The organism is Aliiroseovarius salicola (assembly GCF_027891095.1).
Classification (GTDB): domain Bacteria; phylum Pseudomonadota; class Alphaproteobacteria; order Rhodobacterales; family Rhodobacteraceae; genus Aliiroseovarius; species Aliiroseovarius salicola.
Window position 1 is genome coordinate 452,523 of record NZ_JAQIIO010000002.1, and the last position, 19,044, is coordinate 471,566.

Sequence of the window (19,044 nt, forward strand, 5' to 3'; positions counted from 1 at the left end):
GCATGATTTCGCTTGGTCGCAAACAAAACCGGCAAGAACTGGCCCAAATGGCAAATGCGTTGCCATCGGCCTCTTGCAATGGCGTTGTTGCGTGCCAATCTTCTACTCAGGCAAGCGCATTATCCCCGCGTTTTGCCGTGGTTCGTCGAAACCACAACCCTTCCCCTTCTTCTCCCCGGTCTCGGGCCTTCGGGCTTGAGCCGGGTTTCTTTTTCCGCCCGGAATTCGGTTGCGCAAACCCTCGCCCATTGCGCGGCGCGCACCTTGTATTGCGTCGGGTTAAACGCTCTATTTGCGTTACTCGCACAAACAATCAGGGCAGAAAAACATGCAAATCGGAAAACTTGTTGCAGGATTATGCTTCGCGGCTGCGCTGGCAGGATGCCAGTGGAATGATCTCGAACGCGCCGGCGCTGGCGCAGCGGCAGGCGCCGTCATTGCTGGCGTCTCAGACGGAAATGTCCTTACCGGAGCAGCCATCGGCGCCGGTGCAGGGGCACTTTGCGACGACGTGGGCGCATGCTGATCGTCTGATCCACACTGATACCAAGGTCGTGCACAGTGCAGCACGCCCATCGTACATGCCCACCAGAGGTTCGTCCTCTGGTGGGTTTTTTGTTGCCAATCTGCGGGGATGCGCCCTGCACACACATGAAGAAGGGACAGGATATGTTCAATAAGATCCTGATTGCGAACCGGGGCGAGATTGCCTGCCGCGTGATCAAGACCGCCCGTAAAATGGGCATTGGGACCGTTGCGATTTACTCGGATGCGGACAAGAATGCGCTTCATGTGGAAATGGCCGATGAAGCCGTACACATCGGCCCGCCACCGGCCAACCAGTCATACATTGTCATCGACAAGGTGATGGATGCGGTCCGACAGACCGGTGCACAGGCCGTGCACCCGGGTTACGGATTCCTATCTGAAAACTCCAAGTTTGCCGAGGCGCTTGAAGCTGAAGGCGTGACCTTTGTTGGCCCGCCGAAAGGTGCCATTGAGGCGATGGGCGACAAGATTACTTCAAAGAAGATCGCACAGGACGCGGATGTGTCCACCGTTCCCGGCTATATGGGGTTGATTGAGGACGCTGAGGAAGCCGTGAAGATCTCGAACCAGGTCGGCTATCCGGTGATGATCAAGGCCTCCGCTGGCGGCGGCGGTAAGGGTATGCGGATCGCATGGAATGATGACGAAGCGCGGGAAGGCTTCCAGTCCTCCAAGAACGAAGCGGCCAACAGCTTTGGTGACGACCGGATCTTCATCGAGAAATTTGTCACCCAGCCACGTCACATCGAAATTCAGGTGCTCTGCGACAATCATGGGAATGGCGTGTATCTGGGCGAACGCGAATGCTCGATCCAGCGTCGCAACCAGAAAGTGGTGGAAGAGGCCCCGTCGCCGTTCCTTGACGAAGAGACGCGTCGAGCGATGGGCGAACAGGCTGTCGCACTGGCGAAAGCCGTGGGATATTCATCGGCTGGTACCGTGGAATTCATCGTTGATGGCGACAAGAACTTCTACTTCCTCGAAATGAACACCCGTCTGCAGGTGGAACACCCCGTGACCGAATTGATCACCGGTGTTGACCTTGTGGAACAGATGGTTCGCGTTGCTGCAGGTGAAGAGCTGTCCATCACTCAGGATGATGTGAAGCTGAACGGCTGGGCCATTGAAAACCGTCTATATGCTGAAGACCCGTATCGCGGCTTCCTGCCATCAATTGGTCGTCTGACCGCCTATCGTCCTCCGGCAGAGCGCGCCGCTGGTCCGCTTCTGGACAATGACAAGTGGCAGGGTGACGCCAAGACCGGCAAATATGCCGTGCGCAACGATACCGGCGTCTATGAAGGCGGCGAGATCAGCATGTATTATGACCCGATGATCGCAAAGCTTTGCACATGGGCCCCGACCCGTGACGAAGCAATCGAAGCCATGCGCGTTGCTCTGGACAGTTTTGAGGTTGAAGGCATTGGTCACAACCTGCCATTCCTCTCAGCTGTGATGGATCACCCGATCTTCATATCCGGTGACATGACGACTGCTTTCATCGAAGAGCAATACCCGGATGGATTTGAAGGGGTTGAACTCGGCGAAGACGCTTTGAAGCGTATCGCGGCCTCGGCTGCCGCTATGTATCGCGTTACCGAAATCCGCCGTACCCGCATCTCGGGCCGGATGGATAACCACGAACGCAAGATTGGCAAGAATTGGGTTGTAACCCTGCAAGGCTTGGAATTTGCAGTGAAAACCAAAGCAGACAAAGAAGGCTGTACTGTCAAGTTTGATGATGGCAGCAAACTGCGTGTCGAAAGCAAGTGGACCCCGGGTGACAGTCTGGCCAAGCTTGAAGTGAGTGGTGAAAAATTGGTTCTGAAGGTGGACAAGATCACTTCGGGATTCCGTATGCGGAGCCGTGGCGCTGATCTTGATGTGCGCGTGCGCACCCCGCGCCAAGCCGAGCTTGCCCGCTTGATGCCTGAAAAGATTGCACCCGATACATCGAAAATGCTGCTCTGTCCGATGCCGGGCCTTGTTGTGAAAGTCGATGTGGAAGTGGGGCAGGACGTTCAGGAAGGCCAAGCCCTTTGCACCATCGAGGCGATGAAGATGGAAAACATCCTGCGCGCCGAGAAAAAGGGCAAAGTGTCCAAGATCAATGCAGGCGCGGGCGACAGCCTTGCCGTCGACGAAGTGATCATGGAGTTCGAATAACCCATGTTGGCCGCCGCCCGGCATATGCCAAACGGAGGAACGCTTTTAGCGTTTGCTGCCGTGACGCTGCTGGGCGGCTGTGATCTGCACCAAGAGAGCAAACTTCGGGCCAGTCTTTCGGCATGGTTCCAACTGGGGGACACGCTCGCCTTTGCAAGCGGACCGCGCTGTACCGCCGCGGTCTTTCGGGCACACAGCAATAAGGCCGGATTGGAACTTCCACTGGGCAAAAGCCCGTCCGATGCCCAACGCATTTATGGTTTGAAGGGGCGGGCCGGGATCCAGATGGAGGGGGTCTCGCCACATCAGATGACCGAAACGATGTTGAGGGCCAATGATGGTTGGTTCGGCAAACACGCGTTGGCCGCAGTGGCTCAAGTTGGCCCTTGTATCAATAGGGACATCGAGGCCGGGTTCCATGCGGCCATGACGCGCCCCGGTGCGCTTCTGGCCTACTCGGCCGAACTTGATGGGGTCATGGTGCTCGACCCGGTCGATCGCAAACTGTTTTTCGCCGCAGGGGATACCTACTGATCCCGTGGCAACAATGAACTGAATATGCCCGCCAGACCGGGTTGAGAAAAAGGATGACGCCATGAGCGATACAGCGAAGTGGAAAGAGCTGGCCGAGAAGGAGCTGCGCGGTCGCGCGCTCGACGATCTCAACTGGGAAACCTTGGAAGGCATTGATGTAAAACCGCTTTATACGGCGGATGACACCAAGGATCTGGACCATATGGGCACGTTGCCTGGCTTTGGTCCCTTCACCCGTGGCGTGAAGGCCACCATGTATGCGGGCCGTCCCTGGACCATCCGCCAATATGCCGGTTTCTCAACCGCTGAGGAAAGCAACGCGTTCTACCGCCGCAATCTGGCCGCCGGTCAGCAAGGCGTGTCCGTTGCTTTCGACCTTGCCACCCACCGGGGCTATGACAGCGATCACCCCCGCGTTGTCGGTGACGTGGGGAAGGCCGGTGTGGCGATCGACAGCGTTGAGGACATGAAGATCCTTTTCGATGGCATCCCGTTGGATAAGGTTTCGGTTTCGATGACCATGAACGGCGCGGTGATTCCGATCCTCGCGAGCTTCATCGTGGCTGGTCAGGAACAGGGTCATGACAAGGGCTTGCTTGCCGGCACCATTCAGAATGACATTCTGAAAGAGTTCATGGTGCGCAACACCTATATCTATCCGCCCGAACCCTCGATGCGGATAATCTCGGACATCATCGAATACACCTCGAATGAAATGCCGAAGTTCAACTCGATCTCGATTTCTGGCTACCACATGCAGGAAGCGGGCGCGAACCTTGTACAGGAGCTGGCCTACACACTCGCTGACGGCCGTGAATATGTGCGTGCGGCCATCGAAGCCGGCATGGACGTAGACAAGTTTGCAGGGCGTCTGTCGTTCTTCTTTGCCATCGGCATGAACTTCTTCATGGAAGCCGCCAAACTGCGCGCGGCCCGCACCCTATGGCACCGCGTGATGAGTGAGTTTGGCGCGAAATCCGAACGTTCAAAAATGCTGCGCACCCACTGCCAGACCTCGGGCGTGTCTTTGCAGGAACAGGACCCCTATAACAACGTGATCCGCACAGCTTACGAAGCCATGTCGGCCGCTCTCGGCGGCACCCAATCGCTGCACACCAATGCGTTGGATGAAGCGATTGCGCTGCCTACCGATTTCTCGGCCCGGATTGCGCGCAACACCCAGATCATCCTGCAAGAAGAAACCGGCGTGACAAATGTGGTCGACCCGCTGGCAGGTTCTTACTACGTGGAAAGTCTGACCGACGAGCTGATCAACAAAGCCTGGGCTTTGATGGAAGAGGTCGAGGAAATGGGTGGCATGACCAAGGCCGTGGCCTCGGGGATGCCCAAGCTGCGCATCGAAGAAAGTGCTGCCAAACGTCAGGCGATGATCGACAAGGGTGACGAAGTCATTGTTGGCGTGAATAAGCACAAACTCGAAAAAGAAGATCCCATCGACATTCTTGACGTGGACAATATGGCCGTGCGTGACAGCCAGATTGCCCGCCTTGAAAATATCCGCGCAACCCGTGACGAGGCTGCATGTCAGGCTGCCCTTGACGAACTGTCCCGCCGTTCGAAAGAAGGCGGTAACCTGCTCGAGGCGGCTGTTGAAGCTGCCCGCACCCGCGCCTCAGTCGGAGAAATCAGCATGGCAATGGAAAAGGAATTTGGTCGTCACCGCGCCGAAGTGAAGACATTGGCTGGTGTTTACGGTGCCGCTTACGAAGGTGATGAGGGCTTTGCTCAGATCCAGAAATCCGTCGAAGCCTTTGCCGAGGCCGAAGGCCGTCGCCCCCGGATGCTCGTTGTGAAAATGGGCCAGGACGGCCATGACCGCGGTGCCAAGGTGATTGCCACCGCCTTTGCCGACATCGGCTTTGATGTGGACGTAGGCCCGCTTTTCCAAACCCCGGATGAGGCCGCTCAGGACGCCATCGACAACGATGTGCATATCGTTGGGATTTCGTCACAGGCCGCCGGTCACAAGACGCTCGCACCGCAGCTGGTTCAAGCTCTGAAAGAGCAGGGCGCCGAGGATATCATCGTGATTTGTGGCGGAGTGATCCCGCAGCAAGACTACGACTACCTTTATGAAAATGGTGTCAAAGCCATTTTTGGTCCGGGCACGAACATTCCGGAAGCAGCTGAAAAAGTGCTTCAGATCGTGCGCGACGTGCGCAGCTGATCCAAGAATAAGGCCACTTTTCAAGTGTCCTACAGACCTTTCGTGGTCTGCCTGGCGTCCACTCCCGTCCCCCGGGGGTGGACGTATTTGGTTCAAAGTGGCTACTGAGATAAACACATAAACCACTTGCGATCATTACAATTTCCCGCCAGCCTTTATCTCGGACCGAATGGAGGATTTCCATGGCGTTGGGAGCCATCGACCACCTTGTTGTTTCCTCTGCGACGCTTGCTGAAGGCGTGGCCTATGTTGAAGAGACATTGGGCATGCCAATGGCAGGGGGCGGTGAACATCCTCGTATGGGAACCCATAACAGGCTGCTCTCGCTTGGGCCGGACACCTATCTCGAAGTCATTTCCGTCAATCCCGCTGCATCGCGCCCAGATCATGCGCGCTGGTTCGATCTGGACTATTTCAGAGGGGACGCACGCCTAACCAACTGGGCGGTCCGGGTTCCGAATATCGAAGAGGCCTTGCATCGCGCCCCCGAAGGAACAGGAGATATCTTGCAGTTGGAACGAGGCGATTATCGCTGGCAGATGGCGGTGCCGGAGGATGGGCGCCTTCCGTTTGGTGGATGTGCCCCAGGGGTGTTGTCATGGCAGTCTGAAGATCCTGCTCCGGGCTTGCCGGATCAAGGTTTGCGCCTTGTTGCGTTGGAAATCACTCATCCAGAGGCCGAGGCGCTGTCTGTAGCGCTCATGCCGCTGGTGATCGACACGCGCCTCACGCTGCATTCGGGAGAGCCAGGGATTGCGGCCTGGATCGATACTCCTAATGGAATGGTGAAACTGTGATCCGTGTGGCCACTGCCGATGATGCAACGGCCATCCGGTCCCTTTGGAACATCGCCATCCGCGAGACCCTGATCACCTTCAACAGCACCGAAAAGACGCTCGAAGACGTGCGGGCCACTATTGAAATCAACGACGTCACTTTTGTTGCAGAAGAGGCTGGAGAGGTGATTGGCTATGCCTCATATGCTCCGTTTCGGGGCGGGGTTGGATATGCACATACCAAGGAACATTCGGTCATGTTGGCGGAAGCGGCCCGGGGAAGAGGGGTTGGACGTGCGCTCATGCGGGCCATCGAGGCCCATGCCCGCGCCAATAAGGTGCATTCCCTTATTGCTGGGATCTCCGCCGCTAATCCAATGGGCGAGCCGTTTCATGCGGCCCTTGGGTTTGTAAAGGTGGGGGTGATCCCCGAGGCCGGACAAAAATTTAACACCTGGCATGACCTGGTGTTGATGCAGAAGCGCCTTTGAAGGCGGGCACCTCTGCTGATCTGCGGCAGGATTAAACCTTCTCTTCTGCGTCCGGATTGCCGGCTAGGTAAAGCACGGCAAACCCGATAACGGCGGACAGACCAGAGGCCAGAAGAACCCCCAGACGCACATCATTCATCAGGGTTGGGTCAGAGAAGCTCAGACCACCAATGAAGAGCGACATGGTAAATCCGATCCCCGCCAGCGCCGATACTCCATAGATATGACGCCAGTTCACCCCATGCGGTAGATGTGCTCGACCTGATTTTACCGTCAGCCAGGTCAGACCGAAGACGCCAACCTGTTTGCCAAGGATCAAACCCGCCGCGATGCCCAGCGGAACGGGAGCCATCAAAGCCGCGAGTGACATGCCTTCGAAGCTTACCCCCGCATTGGCGAAAGCAAAAATTGGTACAATCAGAAAGAAGACGTAGGGCATTAAGGCATGTTCCAGAGCATGCAAAGGCGACTTGCCCCACTTGTCCGTAAGCGGCACGAAAAAGGCGGTGGCAACGCCTGCCAGCGTGGCGTGTACGCCTGATTTCAAAACCAGAACCCACAGCACCACACCCAGCATCAGGATAGGGGCTACGCGGTGTACTTTTTTCATGTTCAACCAGCCCATCAATGCCAAAGGCACCAAGGCATAGAGTAGATACGAGATCTTCAATTCGGCCGTGTAGAATAGTGCAATAACCACAATTGCACCCAAGTCATCTAGAATTGCCAGCGTAAGCAGAAACACTTTAAGCGCAGTGGGCGCACGTTTGCCCAGAAGCGCGAGGACCCCAAGCGCAAAGGCAATGTCGGTGGCTGCAGGAATGGCCCAGCCACCCAAGGTGGAGGGATTTGACCAGTTGATCGCTGCATAGATCAGAGCAGGCAACGCCATGCCACCGACTGCAGCCATGCCCGGAAGAACCACATCCCTCGGATTTTTCAGCTTCCCTTCCAGCATTTCGCGCTTCAACTCCAGCCCGATCAGAAAGAAAAACACGGCCATCAATCCGTCATTCACCCACAGAAGAATAGGTTTCGAAAGACCGTCACCGTTGATGAGAACAGACAGTTTGGCATCAAAAAGGGCTGTGAATACCTCCGCAACAGGTGAGTTTGCTGCGATAAGTGCGGCAACCGCCGAGAGCATCAGAATGATGCCTCCGGCCGCGTCATGGCGGAAGAAGGTGTCGATGAAACGAGTAAGCACTGAAAATCCCGATTATTTGTGTTGAGTTTGGTTGTATTTAAGAAACATCCGGGGCGGTTCAAGTCAACAATCCCTTTTATTGCCGCATAACCTTGTCGTACCCTTCCCGCGCCCGTATTTCTCTTGTGCCAGCGGCCTTTACGCTCGTTATTGCGCTGCGAAGCGTGTAGGAAGAACACATGTCAATCTGGTCCCGCATATCCGATGCGCTGTCCGCGCTGGCCCAAGGTGAAAGCCTGTCTGATGTGTTTGCGCATCTGCGTACGCCGCCAGAACGCTCTGCCGGCTTTGCCATTGCTGTGATCGCCCTCGGGGCGAAGATGGCCAAGGCCGATGGGCTTGTGACCCGAGATGAGGTTTCCGCCTTCCGTGAAGTGTTCACCATTCCGCGCGACGAGGAAAAGCAGGCGGCGAAAGTGTTCAACCTCGCCCGCACTGACGTGGCGGGTTTTGAGCTTTATGCAAAACGCATTGCCGACATGTTCGGCCCAGAAGACCCTGCGCTTTGTGACCTGATGGAAGGGCTGTTCTTCATTGCTTTGGCAGACGGGGAATATCACCCCAACGAAGATGAATTCCTGACCCATGTGGCCGGCATTTTCGGCATGCCTGATGAGAAGTTTCACGCCCTGCGCGCCCGTTTCGTGCCGGACGCCGAACCATGCCCCTACACGGTGCTGGGCGTGGCAAAAGACATGACCCTCGAAGAGATCCGCAAAGTCTGGCGTCAAGAAGTGCGCGACAGCCACCCTGACGTGATGCTGGCGCGTGGGGTTCCGGAAGAGGCGATTAAGCTGGCTGAAAAGCGCCTGATCGCCGTGAACCGCGCCTGGGAAGAGATCAATGCGCGACAGGCGACGTCCAAGAAGAACGGGGACTGATCCCATGCGTATAGCCACATATAACGTCGAATGGTTCAATACGCTGTTTGATGATGAGGGGAACCCGCTTGCAGATCAGGAGCTTGCCACCCGCAGGGGTGTGACACGTCGGGCGCAACTCAAAGCTGCAGGCATCGTTTTCAAATTATTGGAGGCCGATCTGGTCATGGTGGTGGAGGCGCCAGACCAGAACCGACGGCGCTCGACTGTAAAAGCGCTTGAAACATTTGCCCGCATCTTTGGCTTGCGTGCCCGACGCGCTCTCATTGGATTTGCCAATGACACACAACAGGAAATTGCGCTTTTATATGATCCCGATCAGTTCGAAGCGAAACATGATCCATGGGGGGCTGCACAGGGACAATATGCGCCGCGGTTTGATGCCGAGTTCCAGCTTGATCTCGATATCGATGCCGCCCCGGATAAAGTTCGGTTTTCCAAGCCGCCGCTTGAAGTGGCGTTGACGATGAAAAAGAATGGGCAAAAACTGCGCTTGATTGGCGTGCATGTGAAATCCAAAGCCCCGCATGGGGCACGCAACGCCGAAGAAGCCACGCGCATTGCCATTGAGAACCGCCGCAAGCAGATGGCGCAATGTATCTGGATCCGGCAGCGGATTGAGCAGCATCTTGATGCAGATAACCCGTTGATTGTTCTCGGTGATTTCAATGATGGCCCTGGTCTCGATGAGTACGAAAAACTGTTTGGTCGCTCCGGGATCGAGATTGTGATGGGAGAAGAGGACGAAGCGCCCAGCATGTTTGATCCTCATGCTCATCAGGCGCTGTCCCGCAAGACGGGTGCGCGGCCCAGTTCATCACGGTTCTACATTTCAGAACAGAAACGATATTTGCAGGCACTTCTGGACTACATCATGATTTCGCCCGACCTGTGCCAGATGAATCCGAAATGGCGGATCTGGCATCCGTTTGACGACCCGCAATGCTATCGGGCGGATGCGCTGCGAGAGGCGTTGTTGACGGCCTCGGATCATTTCCCGGTCACTTTGGATATCGACCTTTGATCCGCAGAAGGTTGGAAACTGTCGTTTCCATACCCATATTCCGAATATGAAACAGATCGCCAAACTGACCGTAATTGCCGGGCTGACGGCCCTCAGCTTTTCTCCGACCGTCAGCGCAGAAACGGAAAGCTCCGACTTGAAAGAAGGCGGTGAACTGATGTCGCGCGGTTTTCAGATGCTTTTGGAAGGGCTGGCGCAAGAGATGTCTCCGATGGCGGAAGAGCTGGCAGAAGGATGGTCCCAGCTCATGCAGGAGATGGAAGACCTGTCGGCCTATCATCCGCCCGAAGTGCTGCCGAACGGTGATATCATCATCCGGCGCAAGTATCCGCTGGTACCCGAAGTGACACCCGATGGTGAGACCGAACTTTGAAACCCGGCCGTACTTGTATTCAGGCCAAAGCGGACCCGGTTCCCATCGCCATCACTGATCCAGGCGCGCGCAGCAATGGGGCAGGGGCGCTGGGGTGGTCCCCCCGATTGAGCGCAGCCTTGTTTGTGTCTGCATAAGCAACAAGTGCGCCAATATCCTCATCTTCTTCCACGTCGCCAAAAAGATAGGTGCTGTTTGGGGTGGCGTGATAGGCCAGCAGGCATTTGCGGTCACAATCCCCCAGTTCCACGTAGCCCGAGATTTCGAATTCATCCTGAATGCTGCTGCCCGCATCGGTAATGGACCTTTGCAACTGCGCCATCATGGCAAACCCTGCTTGACAGGCGATGCCTTTATGCGGGCAGGTGGTGCATAGCAGCAGGTGTTGTGTGGCCCGTGGCGTGCCTTGTGATGTGGTTGGTCCAACCGTTTGATCTGAGGTCCGGTTCATGACGCCCTCCGCGCGTTAGGTGCGGGGTATGGCGGGATGGAAGGCAGGGGCGGTTTGAGGCCGGTCATCTGCGCGATCCTCCTGCCGGGGCACCCCGCCCGGGTTGAGTTTCTTCAGATGGCAGGTCTCCTGACTTACGGGTCGCTGCGCCTCTGATCCTTCCCGGGTGTCCCCAGTGGCCTGTCAGAAGAACTCGCCGCCTACAGTTGCGGGGGCAGTCGTGGATTTGGTCTGATCAGACCGCACCACATTCCCTTTTCACCCGGACATATCCGGGAACCATCTGAGATATGGGTGCCGGAGCGCGCAGATTCTGTCAAGCCGCAAGGTGGCCAGGGGCTCTGCCCCTCGCCTCTTCTAGGCTCACACCGGGATAATTGAGACAAGGAAAGAGGCGATTGCTCCTAGCGCCGTTTCTTGACGATGGGCGTTGCATCGAGGGCGGATGCGAGGGTGTCGAACCGGTTGGCGGCAACTTCGCCAAAAAGGTCCTGAGCATCACGGGCCAGACGCAGATGCAGCTCGCGCTTTTTCGGGAAATATCTCAGCTCTGCCTTGTTCTGCGGTCCGTCCATCGCAAACATCGCCCCGAAACGCATGGCTTTGCCAAGGACTTCTGCGCGGGATATGTCTTTCTCTTCCAGAATTTCAAAGAGATTTTCGAAACGCGATCCCTGACGGTTGTTTTTATAGCGATGCAGGAGAGCAAGTCCCAAAAATACCCGTTCTTGATGGGTGAGGCCACCCAGATTGGCCCGGGTGGCATTATCGAAACACACCTCATGGCGATAGTCGGGGTGGGCGCGCCAGCTGACATCATGCAAAAGACATGCCGCCTTCACGAGACGCTTCTGGTTTTGCTTGGCGGATTTATACAGCGGCATCAGAAAATCATACAGCGCCTTGCCAAAACCCGGCACGCGAGCATCTTTCTGTTCAGCAAATCGGCAAGCTTCAATGAGCGGATCACGGCGGCGGATCCGATCGGGCATCTGTTCATATAGCATACCCTCACGAATGCCGTAGGAACTGACAGCAATTTCCTTCGGGCGAAATGTTCGTACGAGACGTTTCAGGACCTGCGCGGCAATTGGCACCAAAGCCATTCGTGTTGCTGAGGTGGAGGTACGTTGCCGAACCTCATCCAGGTCAACCTCTTCGATCCACTTCAGCGTTTTCTGCAGCGACTTTGAAGACATACGGTATTCATGCAGAACGGTCAGCGGGTAGCCTCGCCGTTCCATGTCAAGCCGGGCAATGGCACGCCAGCTGCCTCCCACCAGAAACAGCCGCTTGTGGTCCGTTCCCATTTCGTTGGCCAAATCCTCAACCACTCGTTTGATCTCGGCCTTCAGCCCCTTCTTGCCGCCCGGCACGTCAGCCAGTTTCAGGGGGCCTAGCGGAGAGGTGATCCGTTTGCCCACCTGTCCCTCGTTGATTTCGGCCAATTCCAACGAGCTGCCACCAATGTCACACATCAAACCCTTGGCATCCGGCCAGCCGAGCAGTACCCCCTGTGCCGACAGTCGCGCTTCTTCCTCACCATCAATGACATAGAGATTGAGGCCCGTTTCACGCAACACCTCGTCACGAAAGTCAGGACCGTCCGAGGCCTCGCGCACTGCTGCGGTGGCCACTGCGGTCAGGGGCGGCAAATGCATTCCTTTGGCCAAAAGTTGAAAACGTTTGATTGCAGACAGGGCTCGGGCCCGCCCTTTGCGGTTCAAATGTCCGGTTTGTGCAAGTCCGCTCCCAAGGCCGCAGAGTATTTTTTCGTTGAAGAAATACGCAGGCGACCGTGCAGCCCCGTCAAACACCACCATCCGGACAGAGTTTGATCCCACATCCACAACACCCACGCGACTTAATGCGCGCGCGGACGGGTCTTCGAAGATCGGGCGACCAAACGGGCCCCACTCATCGGTGGAAGTCTCTGTATTCATGCTGGAAATCCCCGCCCGTGTTTCCTGTCTTCGGCCCGACTATGCCGTGAAACGGGGCATTTGGTCAATCGGTGGAAGGGGGGAGATGAGGGTTCAACTCCGTTTCTTCCGATCTCAATTGCGCAAACTGGCTGACGACGGCAGCGAGTCCCAACCAAGAGGGTATATGTCCGATGAAACCCGTGGCGACAGCGGCCCAGAGATTTAAAGTGGGGTCAAACAAGGTCGACAGATCACTGACATTGGGCGTCTGAGTGTAGGCGATCAAAAATGGCAGTGTCCCGGCAATCCAATGTCAATTTTTATTGGCAGGCTTTGGGAAACGAATGGACAGGGCGAATTGACAAAAGCTGGGCTGTTGTGATCACCGCGGGAGCCAGCAGGCATATAAGGGTAAATACGGCGTTCTTAATCAGCAGCTTGACTGCGGCAATCGCAAGCGGAAACATGGCAGCTCCCTTAATGGCAGCGCCTCGATAGGGTGCGCTTCTCCCGCGTCAATCCAGATCTGTGCGTTCTTCAGGGCTATGCGCCAGTTTTGGCACGTCCGACGCACCCGCTGATCCGCGGCCTGACAATGACGGGTTTTCCATGAAGAAGCGGTGACAGTTAAACGGGTGATCCAACGTCGAAAGATCTGCTCGGGCAAAGCCGCCATCCGGACCCATCACCCAGCTTTGGGCAACATCCGCGAGGTTGGCGGCCATGATCTGATTGACGATCTGCGCCTTGACCGTTGCGTTTTTGATCTCAACCAAGGTTTCCACGCGACGGTTCAGATTTCGCCCCATCCAATCTGCCGACGACATGAACACTTTGGCTTTTTTGGATGGCAGTCCGTGGCCATTGCCAAAACAGACAATGCGGGAATGCTCAAGAAAGCGCCCTACGATTGATTTGACCCGGATGTTTTCCGAAAGCCCTTTGATGCCGGGGCGCAATCCGCAAATGCCGCGCACCACCAGGCTGATTTTTACTCCGTCCTGTGATGCTTTATACAACGCATCGATGACGTCGGGCTCGACCAGAGAATTCATTTTTGCCCAGATCTCAGCGGGTTTGCCCTCCCTGGCCATTTCCGCTTCGCGCATGATCCTTTTGATCAGGGTGGATTTTTGATTGAGGGGAGAAATCGCAAGGTTTTCAAGGCCCTGTGGCTCGGCATAGCCTGAGAGGTAGTTGAAGACCTTGGTTGCATCCCGCCCCAGTGCCGCATCGCAGGTGAAAAAGCTGAGATCGGTGTATATCCGCGCGGTGATGTGGTGGTAATTGCCGGTGCCATAGTGCGTATAGGTCACCAGTTCGTCGCCTTCGCGCCGCACCACGGTCGAGATTTTTGCGTGGGTTTTATAGTTGATGAACCCATAGGTCACATGGGCACCTGCGCGTTCCAGACGTCGGGATTGACGAATATTGGCCGCTTCATCAAACCGCGCTTTCAGCTCGACAAGCGCGGTGACAGATTTGCCATCTTCTGCGGCCTCGCACAGTGCTTTTACGATCGGACTGTCATGTGAGGTCCGGTAAAGCGTCTGTTTGATCGCCACCACATTTGGGTCGCGCGCCGCCTGATGGAGGAAGCGCACCACCATGTCGAAGGTTTCATAGGGGTGGTGCAGCAGCATGTCCTTTTGCCGGATCGCCGCAAACATGTCGCCTTCATGATCTTGTACACGCTCCGGCACGCGTGGAGAGAAATTGGGCCACAGAAGGTCATGGCGATCCTTCAAGACCAGCTCTCTCAGGTCAGCCATGCCGATCATCCCTTCGACCTCAACGATCTCGTCATCGGTCACGCGCAGCTCGCGCTTGATCATTTGCATCAGGACACCGGGGGCGCCGGCGGTGATTTTCATCCGCACCACCTCACCGCGTTTGCGGCGTTTCAGGGCGGTTTCGAATTCGCGCACGAGATCTTCGGCCTCATCCTCAACTTCAAGATCACTGTCGCGCAGGATGCGAAACGCGCAATTGCCTTTTTCGATGTATCCCGGGAAGAGGCTGGTGAGATGCTCAAGCAGAAGATCCTCAAGCGTGAGGAACCGCGCCTGACCTTCCGGGGCTGGCAGGCGGACAAAGCGGTTGATCTGATGCGGGATCGGCAATAGCGCCTTGAGCTTTTGACCATCTGACGCACGCTCCAATTGCAGCGCCAATGAGAACCCAGTGTTCGGAATGAAAGGGAACGGGTGGGCCGGGTCGATGGCCAAGGGGGACAATACCGGGAAGACCTGGGTCAGAAAGACATGATCCAAGTGGGCCTTGTCTTCATCGGTCAAATCGCTTCGCCGCGCGATGGTGATGCCCTTTTCGCGCATCAATCCCATAAGAGAATTAAAGGTAGATTGCTGGCGCGCCATCAGCGCACGGGCATTCTGATTGATCAGCTTAAGCTGCTCTGCGGGAAGTAGCCCATCGGCCGCAGGGGTCGTCACATCTTCGCGCACCAACTCGCGCAAACCCGCGACACGCACCGTATAGAATTCATCCAGATTGGTGGCGGAAATTGACAGGAAACGCAGACGTTCCAACAGTGGCACACGCGGGTTTTCAGCCTCTTCCAGAACGCGCCAGTTGAATCCCAGCCAGCTCAGTTCGCGATTGAAGAAGCGTTTTGGGCCTGCGATGGCCTCTTCCGACAGTTTGGTGGCTGGCGGGAAGCCCGAGTGCAGGAAATCAGAGAGCGGGGTTTTGGGGGCGTCGGCTTTGGTCATAATCGCTCTATCGGGAATATCTGTAACGGAGTGATGACGTTACGCCTGCGCTGCCTCCTTGTCCAGAAGGTGCGACGTCGCATTCAAAAAACGCGCCCCATTTCCTCTTGCCAAAAATATCCCGGGGTGAGGCCGTCAGGCCGAGGGGCAGCGCCCCTTCACGTTTCACTCATTGCCAAACAGTCGTTGTGCAAGGGCCCGTGTGACCGGGCGCTGCTCGGCCAGGGCCATTCGATCAAGCATGTCAACCATTTGAGCGGCAGCTGCCAACGAACGTTCCATGCGCGGCAGAAGATAGTCGACTAGATTGGCGTTCACGCTGATCTGGCGGTCGTCAAACAGCTTCACAAGCACCGCAGAAAGCAGCATGTCGTCCGGGGGCTCCAGACGCGCGAGCGTGGTGCCTTCCATACGAGAGCGCAAATCCGGCAGGGTCAGGCCCCAGCGCGACGGTGCGTCATTGGCGGTGAGCATCAGCCAGCCGCCTTCAGCCAGCACCAGATTGTGCAAATGGAAAAGCGCCGTTTCTGCAGCGCGATCCCCCGCAATTCGCTCTACATCTTCAACAACAACCGATCCACCGGCCAACGCTTCGATGACTGTTGTGCCAAGTCGGGACGCATCAATGATCTCGGCACCGGATTGTTCGGCCCAGACATGGGACATGTGGGTTTTGCCGGTGCCCTTTGCACCCGCCAGAACCAGCTTCTGATTTGGCCAGAGTTCCCAGCCATCGACCAATGCCATCGCTGCCTGGTTTGAGGGTGTGACAAGGAAATCCGTCACCCCCTGAGCCGCATGCACAGGCAGGTCAAAAGTCAGCTGTTCCTGCATCAGAGGTCCTCTGCCTCGTCTTCTGACAGGGCGACCTGCTGTCCGGTCACACCCTGATAAAGGCGCCCGGTGGTGTATTGCCCCACGAAAAACCGTGCCACAACGCCAATTGAGGCGGCCACAGGCACAGCAACCAACATCCCGACAAATCCAAAGAGCGATCCAAAGACCGCAAGCGCCAGCATCAACCAGACCGGATGGAGGCCGACGGAACTGCCGACCAGTTTTGGGGTGATGATGTTGCCTTCAAGGAACTGACCCAGAAAAAAGATCGCCACAACCGCGCCCAGTGACCACCACACGCCCCAGAACTGAAACAGGGCAAGGCCAATGGCCATCGCGCCTCCGACAATGGCGCCGACATATGGGATGAATGTGATCAGGCCCGCGATGAAGCCAATCACAAGACCGAATTGCAGCCCGACGATCATCAGTCCGACCGCGTAATAGGTCCCCATCACCAGACAGACCGAGCCTTGTCCGCGAATGAAGCTGGCCAATGTCTTGTCGATGTCGCGCGCGATCTGGCGGATTGCAGGGGCGTGATCCAGTGGCAATAACGCGTCAACACGTGCCACCATGTGATCCCAGTCGAGCAGCAGATAAAACGCTACGACAGGTGTGATCACCAGCAGGATTACGATGTTCAATACACTCATCGCAGATGAAACCAGGGTTCCAACCAGTTCGCCACCGCGCGACTGGATGGTTTGACCAATGCTTTCAAGCGATTGACGGATAGTGCCATTTTCTTCCAGCAACGTCGGAAACTGCGTGTTTACGAAATCATGCAGCTGGGTGAAAAGTTGCGGGGCCGTGTTGACCAAAGCCAGGGACTGGCTGACCAATGTGGGCACCACCAACAGTATCCCGATCACGAAAATCAGCAGGGTAAACAGCGAGATGACCACCGTGGCCATGACCCTGCTGAGCCCCATCGCTTCAAGCCGATCCGCGACGGGATCAAGAAAATAGGCAATTGCGCCGCCCAGCACAAATGGCAGGATCACATCGCCTAGATACCATAGTGCAAGTGCCAATATGACTGTGGCGATGGACCAGTATTTGGCTTGGGTCTGAACCGGAAGGGGCATGCAAAATCCTCGTGAACCTGTCCTTATGTCGCGCAACACCCACATATTTTCAAGTGGGGCTTTCAGCCGGTCCAATTGGAAAGCCTTCAAAATGCTATATGTTGCGTCCTGAGTTCGGTGGCAAAAAAGCGCTGAACGGAAGCGGAATGTCCAATGTTGCTTTTCCTAGCACCGGATAGGGGACAAGTTTTTGCAAAATCAAGAGAAAGGCAGAGCGAAATGCGAAATTTGGTTGCTCTAGGCGCAGTCGCCGCCCTTGTCGCTGGATGCGGCGGTCATCAGTATGAACCAGCGCCGCCGGGTGTCTCACTATCAGGCGAAGCCAAGGCCGGGGTGGTATACGAAGAGGGGCAAGGCACCAGTACCGTGTCCGATAGCGAGTTGAAGATCACTCTAGGAGCCTCGATCTGATCCCGTATTAATCCGTATAAAACTGCGCGTTTCAGTGGATGCGCACGCCTTGTCGCCTCAGTTCGGTTTGCACTGCGGATATGTCCACGCTATGCGGGCTTGCTCCTGCCTTGATCGAAAGTGCCGCTGCAACACCTGCACCCTGACCAGCCACCGCACAACAGGCCATGTTTCGTGTCCCTGCATGGGCCACCTTGTCCCCCCCAATGGCGCGGCCCGTGACCAGCAGGTTCTCAACGCCTTTCGGCAACATCGCCCTGTAAGGTACCTGCATGTACCGCCCGGTGGTCGGCAGGATCAGGATGCCGTAACCATCAATAAACTCAGGATAGATACCGATAGTGTCCTCAAACCTTCCCTGATGGCGCATGTCATCTTCGGTCAGGTTGTAAGCCGCGTCGATTTTGCGCGTATCCCGAATGCCGATGGTCATGCCGAAGTTGCGCAGCCGCGCGCCGTCACAGCCCGGTGTGTAACGGCGCAGTGCATCAATGGCCATCATTGCTTGCTTACGTCCCTCAATCTCGCCTTTGGTCATGCTGTCGGGGTCGATCCCGTCGATCCCTGCCAAATGTACAAGGTTCATATAGGTCATCTCGCCACTGTCATGCACCGCGCCCCATGTGCCGCCTATGGTGTTGAGATGCGCGGGCATATGGCCGTCACGAATGGCCTGCGCAAAGGGTTTGGCCAGAAACGGAGAGAACATCTCGTCCTCTTTCCCGTCAGTCTCAACCTCCCATTCGCCGGTTGACCAATTGGCATAGGTCTGCGGGTCGGCCTTTACGCCCTCCATGAATTTTTTCTTGTCGACGCCTGCGATGTGGAACATGACCGATGCCGCCTGCATCTCTTCCACGGGCGTTTTTAGTGTCGGCGCCCCCATCATCTGCGCAATATCTGCGTCCCCCGTGGCATCAATCACACGCGCGGCCAGAATAGCCTCACGGCCGGCTTTGCTTTCAACAATCACTCCGGTGATTTTGTTGCCCTCGCGAATGGGGGCAACAAACTGACGGTGCAGCATCGGATGAATGCCCGCTTCCTCCACCAAGGCGTCAGCGGTGAGTTTGAATCCTTCGCTGTCGAGCTCATACGAAAGGGATTGGCTTTCGGGCATCGCGGCGCCCATGGTCTTGGCGCGCTCCTCGAACTCCCAACCAATACCACCTGCTTCCACAGTTTTTTCATGGCGATACCAGGCAAAGCCTTCCACGCCGACCGTGGTGATATTGCCGCCGAAACAGCCGAACCGATCCAGTAGGGTCACTTCGACGCCTGCACGGGCCGCTGCCAGTGCCGCCGCCAGCCCTCCGGGGCCGGAACCCACCACCAACAGCTCGGTTTTGTGGATCACGGGGATTTCGCGGGCGGGTTCAAGAATGGTTTGGGTCATGTGTCCTCCGGG

17 protein-coding genes and 1 riboswitch are annotated in these 19,044 nt (G+C 56.5%); of the genes, 10 read left to right on the plus strand and 7 right to left on the minus strand.

Annotated elements, in window-relative coordinates:
- The first annotated feature begins 2 nt into the window (after positions 1 to 2).
- The 6 genes from O2N63_RS05915 (at position 3) to O2N63_RS05940 (ending at position 6,704) form a co-directional block, all read left to right on the plus strand.
- On the plus strand, positions 3 to 680 hold the full coding sequence (locus O2N63_RS05915; protein ID WP_271053305.1) for a hypothetical protein: 678 nt from the start codon (positions 3 to 5) through the stop codon (positions 678 to 680).
- A complete protein-coding gene (locus tag O2N63_RS05920; protein WP_271053306.1) occupies positions 670 to 2,715 on the plus strand; it encodes an acetyl-CoA carboxylase biotin carboxylase subunit in 2,046 nt (681 codons plus the stop codon). Before O2N63_RS05915 ends, O2N63_RS05920 begins: the two co-directional genes overlap by 11 nt.
- 3 nt (positions 2,716 to 2,718) lie before the next feature.
- Positions 2,719 to 3,249 carry a hypothetical protein gene (locus O2N63_RS05925; RefSeq protein WP_271053307.1) on the plus strand — a complete coding sequence of 177 codons (531 nt, stop codon included), beginning with the start codon at positions 2,719 to 2,721 and terminating at the stop codon, positions 3,247 to 3,249.
- Between the two features lie 61 nt (positions 3,250 to 3,310).
- Positions 3,311 to 5,437, plus strand: coding sequence for a methylmalonyl-CoA mutase (scpA, locus tag O2N63_RS05930; protein ID WP_271053308.1), 2,127 nt, complete (start codon positions 3,311 to 3,313; stop codon positions 5,435 to 5,437).
- A 182-nt stretch (positions 5,438 to 5,619) separates the two neighbouring features.
- Positions 5,620 to 6,234: a VOC family protein gene (locus O2N63_RS05935; protein WP_271053309.1), complete on the plus strand. Its 615-nt coding sequence runs from the start codon at positions 5,620 to 5,622 to the stop codon at positions 6,232 to 6,234.
- Positions 6,231 to 6,704, plus strand: coding sequence for a GNAT family N-acetyltransferase (locus tag O2N63_RS05940; RefSeq protein ID WP_271053310.1), 474 nt, complete (start codon positions 6,231 to 6,233; stop codon positions 6,702 to 6,704). Before O2N63_RS05935 ends, O2N63_RS05940 begins: the two co-directional genes overlap by 4 nt.
- 31 nt (positions 6,705 to 6,735) lie before the next feature.
- Here the strand turns inward: O2N63_RS05940 and nhaA are convergent, their stop codons facing one another.
- A complete protein-coding gene (nhaA, locus tag O2N63_RS05945) occupies positions 6,736 to 7,911 on the minus strand; it encodes a Na+/H+ antiporter NhaA (protein WP_271053311.1) in 1,176 nt (391 codons plus the stop codon).
- A 179-nt stretch (positions 7,912 to 8,090) separates the two neighbouring features.
- On the opposite strand from nhaA, the gene O2N63_RS05950 reads away from it, so the two are divergent.
- From O2N63_RS05950 to O2N63_RS05960, 3 genes are read left to right on the plus strand one after another with little or no spacing between them, the layout of a single operon-like run.
- Positions 8,091 to 8,792, plus strand: a complete 702-nt coding sequence (locus tag O2N63_RS05950) for a molecular chaperone DjiA (RefSeq protein WP_271053312.1) — start codon at positions 8,091 to 8,093, stop codon at positions 8,790 to 8,792.
- A 4-nt stretch (positions 8,793 to 8,796) separates the two neighbouring features.
- Positions 8,797 to 9,816: an endonuclease/exonuclease/phosphatase family protein gene (locus O2N63_RS05955; protein WP_271053313.1), complete on the plus strand. Its 1,020-nt coding sequence runs from the start codon at positions 8,797 to 8,799 to the stop codon at positions 9,814 to 9,816.
- Between the two features lie 46 nt (positions 9,817 to 9,862).
- Positions 9,863 to 10,189, plus strand: coding sequence for a hypothetical protein (locus tag O2N63_RS05960; protein ID WP_271053314.1), 327 nt, complete (start codon positions 9,863 to 9,865; stop codon positions 10,187 to 10,189).
- Positions 10,190 to 10,208: 19 nt separating this feature from the next.
- Here O2N63_RS05960 and O2N63_RS05965 read toward each other — a convergent pair whose 3' ends face one another.
- The 5 genes from O2N63_RS05965 to O2N63_RS05985 form a co-directional block, all read right to left on the minus strand.
- A complete protein-coding gene (locus O2N63_RS05965; RefSeq protein WP_271053315.1) occupies positions 10,209 to 10,640 on the minus strand; it encodes a DUF1636 family protein in 432 nt (143 codons plus the stop codon).
- A 102-nt stretch (positions 10,641 to 10,742) separates the two neighbouring features.
- A riboswitch (cobalamin riboswitch) is annotated at positions 10,743 to 10,939 on the minus strand.
- Between the two features lie 105 nt (positions 10,940 to 11,044).
- Positions 11,045 to 12,583: a Ppx/GppA family phosphatase gene (locus O2N63_RS05970; RefSeq protein ID WP_271053316.1), complete on the minus strand. Its 1,539-nt coding sequence runs from the start codon at positions 12,581 to 12,583 to the stop codon at positions 11,045 to 11,047.
- A gap of 497 nt (positions 12,584 to 13,080) precedes the next feature.
- Complete coding sequence (locus O2N63_RS05975) at positions 13,081 to 15,297, minus strand: RNA degradosome polyphosphate kinase (protein ID WP_271053317.1); 2,217 nt, start codon at positions 15,295 to 15,297, stop codon at positions 13,081 to 13,083.
- 165 nt (positions 15,298 to 15,462) lie between these two features.
- Entirely contained in the window at positions 15,463 to 16,131 is a 669-nt protein-coding gene (locus O2N63_RS05980) for an HdaA/DnaA family protein (RefSeq protein ID WP_271053318.1), read from the minus strand.
- Positions 16,131 to 17,225 carry an AI-2E family transporter gene (locus O2N63_RS05985; protein ID WP_271053319.1) on the minus strand — a complete coding sequence of 365 codons (1,095 nt, stop codon included), beginning with the start codon at positions 17,223 to 17,225 and terminating at the stop codon, positions 16,131 to 16,133. Before O2N63_RS05985 ends, O2N63_RS05980 begins: the two co-directional genes overlap by 1 nt.
- 219 nt (positions 17,226 to 17,444) lie before the next feature.
- Between O2N63_RS05985 and O2N63_RS05990 the strand changes: the two genes are divergently transcribed.
- Positions 17,445 to 17,636, plus strand: coding sequence for a hypothetical protein (locus O2N63_RS05990; RefSeq protein WP_271053320.1), 192 nt, complete (start codon positions 17,445 to 17,447; stop codon positions 17,634 to 17,636).
- Between the two features lie 31 nt (positions 17,637 to 17,667).
- Here the strand turns inward: O2N63_RS05990 and O2N63_RS05995 are convergent, their stop codons facing one another.
- Complete coding sequence (locus O2N63_RS05995) at positions 17,668 to 19,032, minus strand: FAD-dependent oxidoreductase (protein ID WP_271053321.1); 1,365 nt, start codon at positions 19,030 to 19,032, stop codon at positions 17,668 to 17,670.
- Positions 19,033 to 19,044: the final 12 nt, after the last annotated feature.

Bases quoted from the DNA above. Each gene is read 5' to 3' on its own strand.
- O2N63_RS05975 (WP_271053317.1), bottom strand. From the start codon at position 15,297: ATGACCAAAGCCGACGCCCCCAAAACCCCGCTCTCTGATTTCCTGCAC.
- scpA (WP_271053308.1), top strand. From the start codon at position 3,311: ATGAGCGATACAGCGAAGTGGAAAGAGCTGGCCGAGAAGGAGCTGCGC.
- O2N63_RS05980 (WP_271053318.1), bottom strand. From the start codon at position 16,131: ATGCAGGAACAGCTGACTTTTGACCTGCCTGTGCATGCGGCTCAGGGG.
- O2N63_RS05990 (WP_271053320.1), top strand. From the start codon at position 17,445: ATGCGAAATTTGGTTGCTCTAGGCGCAGTCGCCGCCCTTGTCGCTGGA.
- O2N63_RS05935 (WP_271053309.1), top strand. From the start codon at position 5,620: ATGGCGTTGGGAGCCATCGACCACCTTGTTGTTTCCTCTGCGACGCTT.
- O2N63_RS05950 (WP_271053312.1), top strand. From the start codon at position 8,091: ATGTCAATCTGGTCCCGCATATCCGATGCGCTGTCCGCGCTGGCCCAA.
- O2N63_RS05920 (WP_271053306.1), top strand. From the start codon at position 670: ATGTTCAATAAGATCCTGATTGCGAACCGGGGCGAGATTGCCTGCCGC.
- O2N63_RS05960 (WP_271053314.1), top strand. From the start codon at position 9,863: ATGAAACAGATCGCCAAACTGACCGTAATTGCCGGGCTGACGGCCCTC.
- O2N63_RS05925 (WP_271053307.1), top strand. From the start codon at position 2,719: ATGTTGGCCGCCGCCCGGCATATGCCAAACGGAGGAACGCTTTTAGCG.
- O2N63_RS05965 (WP_271053315.1), bottom strand. From the start codon at position 10,640: ATGAACCGGACCTCAGATCAAACGGTTGGACCAACCACATCACAAGGC.
- O2N63_RS05970 (WP_271053316.1), bottom strand. From the start codon at position 12,583: ATGAATACAGAGACTTCCACCGATGAGTGGGGCCCGTTTGGTCGCCCG.
- O2N63_RS05915 (WP_271053305.1), top strand. From the start codon at position 3: ATGATTTCGCTTGGTCGCAAACAAAACCGGCAAGAACTGGCCCAAATG.
- O2N63_RS05985 (WP_271053319.1), bottom strand. From the start codon at position 17,225: ATGCCCCTTCCGGTTCAGACCCAAGCCAAATACTGGTCCATCGCCACA.
- O2N63_RS05995 (WP_271053321.1), bottom strand. From the start codon at position 19,032: ATGACCCAAACCATTCTTGAACCCGCCCGCGAAATCCCCGTGATCCAC.
- O2N63_RS05955 (WP_271053313.1), top strand. From the start codon at position 8,797: ATGCGTATAGCCACATATAACGTCGAATGGTTCAATACGCTGTTTGAT.